The 12,447-nt window shown below is 45.9% G+C and carries 11 protein-coding genes; 1 reads left to right on the plus strand and 10 read right to left on the minus strand.

Annotation, left to right across the window (positions count from 1 at the left end; all coding sequences use genetic code 11):
- Positions 1-7: 7 nt before the first annotated feature.
- The 10 genes from MRK00_14360 to MRK00_14405 all read right to left on the minus strand — a co-directional run bounded on the left by MRK00_14360 (position 8) and on the right by MRK00_14405 (position 11,306).
- Entirely contained in the window at positions 8-901 is an 894-nt protein-coding gene (locus tag MRK00_14360) for a polyprenyl synthetase family protein (GenBank protein MDR4518549.1), read from the minus strand.
- The gene (locus MRK00_14365; protein ID MDR4518550.1) at positions 891-1,145 is read right to left on the minus strand and encodes an exodeoxyribonuclease VII small subunit; all 255 of its coding nucleotides are present in this window, start codon (positions 1,143-1,145) and stop codon (positions 891-893) included. The genes MRK00_14360 and MRK00_14365 overlap by 11 nt, the downstream gene beginning before the upstream one ends.
- Before the next feature lie 164 nt (positions 1,146-1,309).
- Complete coding sequence (ggt, locus tag MRK00_14370) at positions 1,310-2,935, minus strand: gamma-glutamyltransferase (GenBank protein MDR4518551.1); 1,626 nt, start codon at positions 2,933-2,935, stop codon at positions 1,310-1,312.
- Between the two features lie 376 nt (positions 2,936-3,311).
- A complete protein-coding gene (locus MRK00_14375; GenBank protein ID MDR4518552.1) occupies positions 3,312-5,705 on the minus strand; it encodes a DNA internalization-related competence protein ComEC/Rec2 in 2,394 nt (797 codons plus the stop codon).
- Positions 5,706-5,729: 24 nt separating this feature from the next.
- The gene (gene amrS, locus MRK00_14380) at positions 5,730-6,857 is read right to left on the minus strand and encodes an AmmeMemoRadiSam system radical SAM enzyme (protein ID MDR4518553.1); all 1,128 of its coding nucleotides are present in this window, start codon (positions 6,855-6,857) and stop codon (positions 5,730-5,732) included.
- The gene (gene amrA, locus MRK00_14385; GenBank protein ID MDR4518554.1) at positions 6,850-7,449 is read right to left on the minus strand and encodes an AmmeMemoRadiSam system protein A; all 600 of its coding nucleotides are present in this window, start codon (positions 7,447-7,449) and stop codon (positions 6,850-6,852) included. Before amrA ends, amrS begins: the two co-directional genes overlap by 8 nt.
- A 17-nt stretch (positions 7,450-7,466) precedes the next feature.
- Positions 7,467-8,264: an AmmeMemoRadiSam system protein B gene (gene amrB, locus MRK00_14390; GenBank protein ID MDR4518555.1), complete on the minus strand. Its 798-nt coding sequence runs from the start codon at positions 8,262-8,264 to the stop codon at positions 7,467-7,469.
- An 87-nt stretch (positions 8,265-8,351) separates the two neighbouring features.
- The gene (locus tag MRK00_14395) at positions 8,352-9,056 is read right to left on the minus strand and encodes a hypothetical protein (protein ID MDR4518556.1); all 705 of its coding nucleotides are present in this window, start codon (positions 9,054-9,056) and stop codon (positions 8,352-8,354) included.
- Between the two features lie 35 nt (positions 9,057-9,091).
- Positions 9,092-10,231 (minus strand): PilT/PilU family type 4a pilus ATPase, encoded by a 1,140-nt coding sequence (locus MRK00_14400; GenBank protein ID MDR4518557.1) that lies wholly within the window; start codon positions 10,229-10,231, stop codon positions 9,092-9,094.
- Between the two features lie 34 nt (positions 10,232-10,265).
- On the minus strand, positions 10,266-11,306 hold the full coding sequence (locus MRK00_14405) for a type IV pilus twitching motility protein PilT (protein MDR4518558.1): 1,041 nt from the start codon (positions 11,304-11,306) through the stop codon (positions 10,266-10,268).
- 278 nt (positions 11,307-11,584) lie between these two features.
- Between MRK00_14405 and MRK00_14410 the strand changes: the two genes are divergently transcribed.
- Complete coding sequence (locus MRK00_14410; GenBank protein ID MDR4518559.1) at positions 11,585-12,415, plus strand: inositol monophosphatase; 831 nt, start codon at positions 11,585-11,587, stop codon at positions 12,413-12,415.
- Positions 12,416-12,447 lie beyond the last annotated feature (32 nt).

The raw sequence follows: 12,447 nt of genomic DNA on the forward strand, positions 1-12,447 counted from the left end.
AAAAATACTAGAATTTGCGATTAATAATGAAATCGGTAACTTGACGCAATCGATTGGCTGCATCACCAAATTCATTCAATATCTTACCCGCATCATGTTGCAGTTTTTCCGCCAGTTCACGCGCTTCGCGTATACCCATGATACTGACATAGGTTGGCTTGTTATTTTCCGCGTCTTTACCCGCGGTCTTGCCTAATGTCGCTGTAGTTGCTTCAGCGTCCAATAAATCGTCAACAACCTGGAATGCCAGCCCGACATATTTTGCAAAATGATCTAGTTTCTCTAATTGTGTCTTATTCAATTGATCACTGCAATGTGCACCGAGCATTACTGCAGCACGAATTAATGCGCCGGTTTTATGGATATGCATAAACTCCAGTTCGGGCAACGTAAGTGTTTTGCCGACATTATCCAGGTCAAACGCCTGCCCGCCCGCCATTCCCCTGGATCCGGAGGCATTTGCAAGCTGTTTTATCATACTCAATTGAATTTTTGGATCGTCAGCCAGTTTCATCTCTGCAAGCAGTTCAAAAGCCAGTGTCTGCAGGCTATCTCCAGTCAATAAAGCTGTGGCCTCGTCGAATTCAATATGGCAGGTTGGCTTTCCACGCCGGAGTACATCGTTATCCATGCATGGCATATCATCATGGACCAATGAGTATGCATGTATAAGTTCAACAGCGGCGCCCACCACTGCTACACGGCCAACATCGGCCCCACCAAGCTCTCCGGCTGCAAAAGCCAATAATGGACGCACGCGTTTTCCGCCACCCAGGACAGCATAACGCATCGCCTGGTGTAATCGATAAGGCACACAATCCTTACCGGGTAATCGGGTATCAAGGAAACTTTCGATTGACGCCTGACATTGACTCGCCCAATTTTGAAAATCAGCGGTCATGAGTATCGGAGATTGTATAGTCTTTCAACAAATCAGCCTCAAGTATACGTACTTGTTGCTGCGCATCCTGCAATTGTTTTTGACAGAATTGCAACAGCGCTGCACCACGTTTATAGGCATCGAGCGAAGCTTCCAGCGACATCTGCCCTGCTTCCATCTCTGCAACAATATTTTCCAGTTCGATGGATGCTTGTTCAAAGCTTTCTGGCAGATTTGCGGCGGATACTTTTGACGTTTTTGTCATAAAACTTTGACGACATTGATTGTAAAATTAAATAAATATGTGAAACAGTAAACCATGCAAAATAACGCAACTCGCTATCGAACGTCAACGTTATTTTAACATGGAAGATTTGATTGGTTTGCCAATCAAATCTTCCATGATCCAAGTTTAATCCTTTTGCACAATTAATAGTGTGTATCCAATATGCCTCTCGGGTCGTTTGCCGCAATTGAGCGTTGATTTTTTTTATCAAAATAAATCAACTGCATATTCCCCCATTTCCGTTTTATGTCGCGGACTTCATGTCCTCTGGACTGCAACGCAGTGATCCAATCCGAATCGAATGCATCCGGCTCAATTTGAATAAAATCAGGCAAGTATTGATGATGAAATCGCGGTTTTGCTACAAGTTTTTCAGGATCCGTTTGCGCATTATTTACATAGTCCAGAATCACCAACAAAACCATGCTGATAATGCGCGAGCCGCCCGGTGTGCCGACAATCAAGATTCCCTTATTATCTTCTATAAAAGTCGGCGACATGCTGGATAATGGGCGTTTCCCCGGCGAAATGATATTTGCACGTGAACCGTATAAACCAAAAACATTGGGTATATGTTCGCCCATTGCAAAATCATCCATCTCGTTATTCAGCAATACCCCTGTATTTCCTGCCACAAATCCGGAGCCGAAAAAGGTATTAATACTCATCGTGGCCGCAACACGGTTTCCCGATCCATCGATTATTGAGAAATGAGTGGTTTCGCCACCTTCTTTCAATTCTGGTTGCTCCAACAAACGCTTTCCCGCACGATCAAAGTCAATCAATGCTGCCTGATTACGCGCATAGGCTTTGCTCGCTAATCGTTCTGTCGGCACTTGAATAAAATCATTGTCTCCAAGCAATTCAGCCCGGTCTTTATATGTCAAACGCAATGCCTCGACGATCAAGTGCGCCTGATCATATACTTCTTTTTCATGAAATAATAAGATTTCGAGGATATTCAACGCCTGCGCAAGCGTTAAGCCGCCTGCCGAGGGTAACGAAGCCGTTGTAATTCTCGCATGACGATAATTAAACTGAACAGGAACCCGTTCTACCACCTGATAATTACTTAAATCCCGTTCAACCCATACCCCTCCGGCTTTTTTGACCGAACGGACAAGTGTCTGTGCAACTGTACCCTGATAAAAGCCGCGGTGGCCGGATTTCGCTATCGATGCCAAAGTGGTTGCCAATTGTGGCTGGCGTAATAATTGACCAGCAACAGGCGGTTTTCCATGAGGCAAGAAAATCTTTGCGCTATCGGCGTATTTGGCCAATTTCTGTTCATGATGCTGCAATGATCGGGCAAAACGTTGATCGATTTTAAAACCGTCTTTTGCCAATTTGATTGCGGACGAAAGGTTCTGCGTCAGATCAAGTTTTCCATATTTTTCCGTCAGATGCACAAGTGCTGCAGGTGTTCCAGGAATTCCCGCAGCGATTGGACCATTCAACGATTTTCCGGGTATCGGTTGACCGTTATCGTCCAGATACATTTTTTCAGATGCACCGGATGGCGCTACTTCACGTCCGTCAATCATGATATCGCGGCCCGTTTTTGCGTCATGTAGCAACCAAAATCCACCACCGCCCAACCCTGAAGCATACGGTTCCACTACAGCCAATACTGCACTTACCGCAACAGCGGCATCAAAAGCATTACCCCCTTGTTCCAGAATGGCATAACCCGCTGATGTTGCCAATGGATGTGCGGTCACTACAGCAGCGATATCTTTGGCAGCGCTTTGATTTGATAGACAAATCAATATAAGAGGAATACAGATATTCCGAATTAGCGACAGTTTTTTTATCAATTTTTCAGTTTTAAATATTACAAAAATAAAATGGCCAAGTTTCACTTTACAGATTAAAGCACCCTACAGAAACATTGATTCATTATATATCAACATATTATTTTAGAATGGATTAGATCAACAAATTACGCGTTAAAGGAATAGTTGCCGGGTGGTTTTACTGGTGCTTTGACGATTGATGCGTACTAGACTTTACTGGAACATTGGATAAGCGATTTTGTGCATTGCAAGCAGGTGGCTATACCTAAACCACGCTAGCATGATCAGATTCATAGCGCGATTGCAATGTCGATCATGGAATTTTGACTTCACTGTCTGTTAATTTGCTTTACTTATCTTCAGGAAATTTCTGCTGCCAATAACGTGGACGAACCTGTCGCCAACTATCCACTGACAACCCTGTTTTATCAAATCGCACCAATATGGCGCCATGCCAGTCGCTGCGCAGCAGCGTATTTCCCAATTCGCGATAACGATTGACGACCGCTTCTCTGGGATGGCCGAACCGGTTACGGTAACCCACTGTAAAAACGGTCAGAGTGGGATTAACCTGACGCACGAAATCCTTGCTGGAAGACGTCAGACTACCGTGATGCGGTGCGATCAGCACTGTTGACGGCAGTTTTTCATAAGCCGAGTCAAGTAACATCTGTTCCGAGTTGCGATCGATATCAGCCGGTATTAAAACACTACCGTAGGGTGTGGTTATTTTCAGCACGCAACTGCTTGAATTGGTTTTGCGATTCGGATTCTGGTAAATCTGTGCTGCCGGATGCAAAACTTCAAAGACAACACCATCCCACTGCCAGGATTGATTTATTACACACATCGTGGTTCGTTCGGCGGCCAGAGAAATGGGGTGTGTTTTATCAAGTGAGGATAAAATTGTGTTAACTGGCATAGCGTTAAGGATCGATAACGCACCGCCGCTATGATCGGCATCCGCATGCGAAATAATCATAGTGTCCAGCTTGTGAATTCCCTGCGCCAGCAAAAAAGGCTTGATAATGCGTTCGCCACTATCCGAGTCACCCAGTGGCGGTCCGCTGTCAAACAGTAGCGTATGATTTTGGGTTTGCGCAACCACTGCAAGCCCCTGTCCAACATCGAGAACCGTCAACCACAATGCGCCATGTTGCGGCTTTGGTGGTAACACCAGAAACAGAGGCAACAGTGCAATGATACCTAGCCAGCGCGCCGGAAAACCCGAGAAAAAACCCAGTCCCAAACTGCCTGGTAGCAATAGCCAGACCACACCAATAATAGCAACAGGAATCGTCCACAATGGCGGGATATGCTGCTGCCAGACCGGCTGCGGCAATTCATTTAACCAGTGCAAAAACCACATGACGACACTCAATACACTATGCGCCAAGGGCAACAGGAATTCAAACAGCGGTATGACAGCCAGCAGTGTTAACGGCACAACAACCAGACTGACCAGCGGGATGGCAACAGCGTTTGCGAAAGGCGACACCAACGACACCTGTTGAAACAAGGTCAACAACAACGGAATCAGCCCGAGTGTAATCGCCCACTGCACACGCAGCCAACCTGTGAGCCAGTGCATAGTGCCAATACGTCCCACGGTCACGAGCATGATGATGCCGATTGCACCAAACGACAGCCAGAACCCAGCTGATAACACAGCCCAAGGATCGATCAGAATAACCAAAAACAAAGCACATGCCAACACAGTTGATGGCGCCGCTATACGCCCATACCATATAGCCGCAGCAACAACCGCCAGCATGAAAAAAGCACGTTGCGCCGGAATAGCAAAACCGGAAAGCAACGCATAGCCAAATGCCACAATCAGACCGGCAAAAACCGCCGCCCGGCGTGCGGGCAGGCGTAATAACAGCGTTACATTGCTGCGCCACAAAGCGAAAGCCAATATGTAAGTCAAGCTGGCTACTAGCGTAATATGCAGACCGGAAATCGCCATTAAATGGTTGGTACCGGTACGCGTAAAAATCTGCCACTGATCGGACGGTATGGCGCGTTGATCGCCCGTTGCCAGCGTCATAAGAACACCTGCATAACCCTGATCAGCCAAAATTGAATTAAACCGCTGCTGAATCTGCTGACGCTGCGACGCTACCCAGTACAAGAAACCGTTTGCTTGAGCATCCAGCCGCTGATTATCCGGTACCGGCCGCACGTACCCAACAGCACGAATATTGCGTTCCAACGCCCAAGCTTCATAGTCAAAACCATACGGATTTGCGGTACTATGTGGACGTTTCAAACGGACTGTTATTTGCCAGCGTTCACCTACCTTGATAACCGGTAATTCCGGATCTTCATTTCTTGACGCGCCATGCAGATACCACGATAGCGACAAACGTTTTGGCACATGTGCTTGTGGTGTCAGTATTTGCTCGACATCAAACTTGAATCGTACTCTTCTATCATTCTGCTGCGGCAAACTGGATATCACACCAATAATCCGGACATCTCTGCCCTCCCATGCTTTTGGCAGTGAGTCAGCCAAACGCCAGTGCGCCATGCTTGCCGCCCAGAAAAAACCGCTGCCAAACAGAAGAATTAAAAACAAATATTGGCTGATTACATTCAGAAACGTATTTTGTGAACGCCAGCACACTATAAGTGCGCTCAGCAACAGCAGTAAAATCAGCGATGGGTACATCGCGGGCAAATCAGCCTGCCATTGCAACAGGCCAACGCCTGAAACAAATGCCAGAACACCGAGTCGTATGGGCACTGACCGGTTAATTCTTTATCAAGTATCTGCTGAAACGTGGGGTGCGGATTGCGATCGATGTTGAATCGCAACAGGGATATGATGCCGCCCGAAACTACCGGAAAACCTCTCAAAACATCCGGCAATTAGAGCGCCGCAATGTGCGCACCTACCATCATCACTCAATCGATAGCTTTCAATCTCATACCAGTCGCGTACAATGACAGCATGCTCGCACGACGGACAATAAGTCGTATCACCTGACACATTGTGCACATTACCGGTATAGACATATTTTAATCCCGCATCAATCGCCGTTTTCCGCGCATGAATCAATGTTTCCTTCGGCGTTGCGAGAATATTGTTCATTTTATAATCCGGATGAAATGCACTGAAGTGCAACGGCACATCTACACCCAGTTCATTCACAATCCATGTGCTCATGGCTTCAATTTCATTCACCGAGTCATTGAGGCCAGGTATCAATAAGGTGGTCAGCTCAAACCATACATTGGTTTCATGCTTGAGATATTTCAATGTTTCCAATACGGGCTGCAAGTGCGATCCGGTTTGTTTGACATAGAATGCTTCAGTAAATGCTTTCAAATCCACATTCGCCGCATCCATTTTGGCAAAAAATTCCCGCCGGGGTTCAGCATGGATATAGCCCGCCGTCACGGCCACAGTGTTTATGTTTTCTGCATGACAAGCATCGGCGACATCCATCGCATATTCGGCAAAAATCACCGGGTCATTATAGGTAAACGCAATACTTTTACAACCGAGTGACACCGCTGTATTGGCAATTTCTTCCGGACTTGCTTGAGCGGCCAGTTTATCAAAACTGCGCGATTTGGAAATATCCCAGTTCTGGCAAAATTTGCACGCCAGGTTACATCCTGCGGTGCCAAATGAAAGAATACTGCTGCCCGGATAAAAATGATTAAGCGGTTTTTTTTCGATCGGGTCGACACAAAAACCGGAAGATCGCCCATAGGTGGTTAACACCATGCTGTCTCCAACACGGCCCCTCACAAAGCATGCACCACGCTGGCCGTCATGCAATCGGCAATCGCGCGGACATAAATCACATTGTATGCGCCCGTCATCCAACATATGCCAGTACTTCGCAGGAAACTGCTCGGTTGCACTGATTGGTTCATCCATTGCTCTTTTCCTCGCTATAATCGGTTTCTCGCCATTTTTTAACGGTGTATCGCGACAAATGAATCGTATCATTCCAGAAATCAGCATTCAGTCCGGCTTTTAATTTTAATTGCGCTAAAAAATCCCGCGGCTGCGGCAAGCTTTCCCATACCTGCGGCAGAAATGTGCTGCGGTAAACACCCCATTCAAACATGACACCATCGATATCCGGCCGCAATTGCGCCAGTGCATCCGCTTCGCTACTGAAAGCCATCGGTTGCAAGGCTGACAACACTGAGACTTCGACTCGGATTGAATCAAATTCTTCGGCTGTTACCGGCAAAAACCGGTTGTCATGCAAAGCTGCCGATATGGCGTTGCGGCTGACATTTTCAAGCAAGGTCTGGTGCGTGTGCAATGATCCGATACACCCGCGCAAACGATTATATTGCGTCAAAGTGACAAACGTGGCGCCCGGCTCGGCAAGCCATTTTTCTGTCGTATCGACCGATTCGGTTTCAAGATCGTCAACCTGCAAAGCACGCGCAATCGATAATCGCGCAATCTGCAGTAGTGTTTTTCCTTTCTCATCGCGTATTTCGTCAGAATGCATGATATTACTCAATCAACTTAACAAAATGCTATCGCGGCATATCCTACAACCCGATCACGCAAACCAGCGGTATCACCTGAATTGCGTAAATCCAGTAACTGCGGCTTCAAATGGTGTCTTTGGGCTGCTACAATCAGGCCACTAATCGGCGTACCACCACAGGCATGATCATGCGTTATGGGTTGCTTTAACTGCAAAATTGATTCCACGGTATCACGATCTACTTGCTTTGCCGTTGCATAGGGTAAATAATGTGAGAGATCCGAACTCACTATTATCAGTGTCTCATCCCCGCCCCAAACTCGATCGAGCACACCGGCTACCTCTTCAGCCGAGGCCGTCCCAACAGCCAATGGCAATACGCTGAAATCATCCAAAACATGCTGTAAAAAGGGCAATTGCACTTCGAGCGAATGCTCCAGCATATGCGCCTCAGAACTGATATTCACTTGAAGCAGATCAGAAATGGCTTGTATCGCTGTTTTGTCGACTGCAACTGTTCCGAGTGGCGTACTGAAATAAGCTGCATTGGGCAACGCCAGCCCTCGCACTGCCACACGATGTGTAGGGCCTAATAAAATAACGCGTTTTATGGCAACAGCCATTGGAAGTAATGTACGATATGCCGAGGCTGCAACGGCGCCGGAATAGATATAACCTGCGTGCGGGACAATCAGCGCCTTGGGAATCAGTTCGTACCGCTCTGAGCCGGCAATGAGATGTTGAATATCTTGTGATAACTGCTGCGCATCAGCCGGGTAAAACAATCCAGCCACGGCAGGCTCACGAATGGAAGATGTGCGATAATTTATCATGCGGCTTTCTCATCAATCGGATATATCTTTGATATAGGGATTAATTAGCCAAAATCAAGTTGACTGTCTGTCGTATGACCCAGCCGTTTAATGAGCAGCTCTTCTGTCCTGGTGCCTTAAATGCAATCCATAACGTACCAGGGCTGATTCAAAATGGGAAAAATGCTTCGCTTTCTGGTTACTTTCCAGCCACAATCGTTGTAGCAGGCCAAATGCCTGGGCATCGCTATTGATATCGTTTGGCAAGTAACCCAAAGCTTTTGCGGCGTTTAAAGCCAAAGGTGAAAGTGGCGGCATGGCCTTGCGCCATAATCCGCGCATTTCCCGCAAAAAAATATGTGTTGTGACACTGCCGACACCTTTACCCAGCGTTCTAACACGCTGATCCAAATCATGCGCATCCTTTGCTTCTGCATGTAGTTGATTCAAATTTCCGGCATAGTTGCTCAGTAACATCTGATTCACAGTCAATAGCTTGGCTGCTGTTTTGAAATCATAACGTGCGTACCCACCTTCATCCAGTAGCGCTACTAATCCATCCCAACCGGTGCTGATAATTTTCTCAGGTGACATGACAGCGTGCTTATTAAACACCTGCCAGGTATGCGTGGCGATTTTTTCGGAAATGCGTGCACCATAAAGCAGGGCGGCAAGAAACCATTTGAAAATTTCCGCAGGTTTCAGATCGTTCAGATCAATACCCAGTGCAATTGCATAACTACCGCCCTGCTGCGCCACAAAATCGACCGGATTATGGATAAATTGCTTGCTTTGCATAGTAAAACTATGCACGCTTATGACGGCTCTGACAATCGTATTTGTTATTCTTATTCCTGAATTGCCAAATGTGCGATACCCGCATTTAAGTCTGTATCTTTTGCTTCTTTTCCTTTCAGCTTGATCTGTAGACGTAACTCATTCATTGAATCTGCGTTTCTTAAAGCATCTTCATAGCTTATGAGTCCTGTTTCATACAATTCAAAAAGACACATATCAAATGTTTGCATGCCAAGTTCACGTGATTTCTTCATGATTTCCTTGATTTCATGCACATCGCCTTTGAATATCAGGTCTGAGATCAACGGAGAATTCAGCATGATTTCGATTGCGGCAACACGTCCCTTTTCATCTCTCTTTGGCACCAGGCGTTGCGCGATCAAACCCCTTAAATTCAGGGACAAATCCATTAACAATTGTGCCCGTCGTTCTTCCGGAAAAAAATTTATTATCCGGTCAAGCGCCTGATTTGCGCTGTTTGCATGCAGCGTGCCCATGCAAAGATGCCCTGTTTCAGCAAATGCGATGGCATGCTCCATCGTTTCCCGGTCGCGAATCTCGCCGATCAGAATTACATCCGGCGCCTGGCGCAATGTATTTTTCAAAGCAGCTTCCCAGGATTCGGTATCGACGCCCACTTCGCGTTGCGTGATCACGCAGTTTATATGTTCATGCACATACTCGACGGGATCTTCAATTGTAATAATATGACCGTAGCTGTTCTTATTACGGTGACCAATGAGCGCAGCCATTGATGTCGATTTACCAGAACCGGTACCTCCCACAAAGATAACCAATCCTCTCTTACTCATCACCACCTCCTTGAGTACAGGCGGCAGTCCCAGATCGTCAAAATCAGGAATCTTTGTTGTAATGGTTCTTAATACGATACCCACTCTTTGCTGTTGAACAAATGCATTGACACGAAAACGTCCGATTCCGGTCGGATTAATCGCAAAATTACATTCCTTAGTCCGCTCAAATTCTTCAGACTGCTTTTCATTCATGATTGCATGCGCCAACGCTTCGGTATGCTGCGGTGATAACGACTGCTGAGAGACAGGCGTCATTTTTCCATCCACTTTTAACGCCGGAGGAAATCCGGATGTAATAAACAAATCCGATGCTTTTTTATTTAACATCAAACGCAACAAATCATGCATAAATTTTGTGGCTTGTGCTTTATCCATTGCCGATTCCTGTGATTATTGAACGCAGTTAAAATTATTTGAAATTATCTTTATTGGCTGCCTTGTTTCGCGCCTCATCCACGCTCACGACATTACGCCTGACCAGATCGGTAAGATTCTGATCCAGAGTTTGCATACCAACGCTCTGTCCGGTTTGAATCGCCGAATACATTTGCGCAACCTTTGCTTCGCGTATTAAGTTACGAATGGCGGGTGTCCCAATCATAATTTCATGCGCTGCGACGCGGCCATTGCCGTCTTTTGTTTTAAGTAATGTTTGTGAAATAACCGCTCTTAATGATTCTGATAGCATGGCCCGGATCATGTCCTTTTCTTCTGCCGGAAATACATCAATAATACGATCAATTGTTTTTGCAGCCGAACTGGTATGCAAAGTGCCGAAAACCAAATGGCCGGTTTCTGCGGCTGTCATCGCCAAGCGGATAGTCTCCAGATCGCGCAACTCACCAACCAGGATAATATCCGGATCTTCACGTAATGCTGATCGCAATGCTTTTTCAAAACTATGCGTATCACGCCCTACTTCGCGCTGATTAATCAGGCATTTTTTGCTTTCATGTACAAATTCAATCGGATCTTCCAGTGTCAGAATATGTCCATAATCATTTTCGTTGATATGATTAATCATGGCCGCCAGCGTTGTTGATTTTCCTGATCCCGTCGGCCCTGTCACCAACACAACTCCCCGTGGTTGATTAGCAATTTCTGTAAAAATCTTCGGCGCCTTTAAATCTTCCAGCGTCAATACTTCTGATGGAATTGTCCGCATGACCGCTGCAGCACCGCGCTGAGTATTAAATGCATTTACACGAAAACGCGCTAGATTTGGTACTTCGAAAGAAAAGTCACACTCCAGGTTTTCTTCATAAAATTTTCGTTGTCCATCGTTCATGATGTCGTACACCATGCTGTGCACTTCTTTATGTTCCATCTCCGGCAAATTAATGCGTTTGACGTCACCATGCACCCGAATCATAGGCGGCATACCGGCTGACAAATGTAAATCCGAAGCTTTGTTCTTAACAACAAATGCAAGTAGTTCAACGATATTCATGTATTATCCTCTAATTATCTTCTTGCAGATTCATCAAAAACCTTAATTTCCTATGACGCCAGGCCTGTCAATCAAACAAGACAAATTGTTTCTCTTGATTACGGATAGAATCAGCAAAAATTAAGAATTCAAAGAATACTGGAGCTGTCTTAAAAGATGATCAGCAATAAATTTGCTTGCGCTACTACTTTCCAACCCGCTTAAATCACATTCACACACACCTAATCTCTATTCATATTAGAATTATGCGTTTTTACATTCTTTAAAATTTTACGCCCATGCACCCAATGTTAAACTTTGCGGTTAAAGCCGCGCGCAGAGCCGGCGACATCATTAATCAGGCCTCACGAAACTTGGACCTGCTGAATATCACCAAAAAATCCCGCAGTGATTTTGTCAGCGAAGTCGATAAAGCTGCAGAAGAAGCCATTATTGGAATATTGCGCGATGCTTATCCGGATCACGCCATTCTGGCAGAAGAAAGCGGAACCCGTGGAGATCTTGAAACAACAGAATATCAATGGATTATCGATCCATTGGATGGCACAACAAATTTTCTACATGGGATTCCCCAATATTCGGTCTCGATAGCATTAAAACACAAAGGCTTATTGAATAAAGCCGTAGTCTACAACCCAAATAACAATGAACTTTTTACTGCCAGCAGAGGCGGCGGCGCATATTTGAATAATCAACGCATTCGCGTCAGCAAACGCACGCGTATGGAAGATTGCCTTATCGGCACAGGCATTCCGTTCAGGGATCTGACACATGTGGAAGACTATTTGAAAATGTTCAAAGATATTATTCCACGTGTTGCGGGCATACGACGCCCCGGTTCGGCCGCATTGGATCTCTCATACGTCGCCGCAGGTCGTTACGATGGTTTCTGGGAAATTGGTCTGGCACCGTGGGACATGGCGGCTGGCTCGCTGTTAATTCAGGAAGCTGGCGGATTGGTAGGCGATTTGGAAGGCAATGATAGCTACTTGGAAAGCGGACAGATACTAGCCGGCAACCCAAAAATTTTTGTTCAACTGCTGCAGATAATCAAACCGCATCTGAGTAAAGCGCTCATTGAAAATGCATGTAGCACAAAGAAATGTTAAAGGCCCTTTAGGAAATCCATATTTTGCTTCAA

The sequence above is a fragment of the Nitrosomonas sp. genome (genome assembly GCA_031316255.1).
Taxonomy (GTDB): Bacteria; Pseudomonadota; Gammaproteobacteria; order Burkholderiales; family Nitrosomonadaceae; genus Nitrosomonas.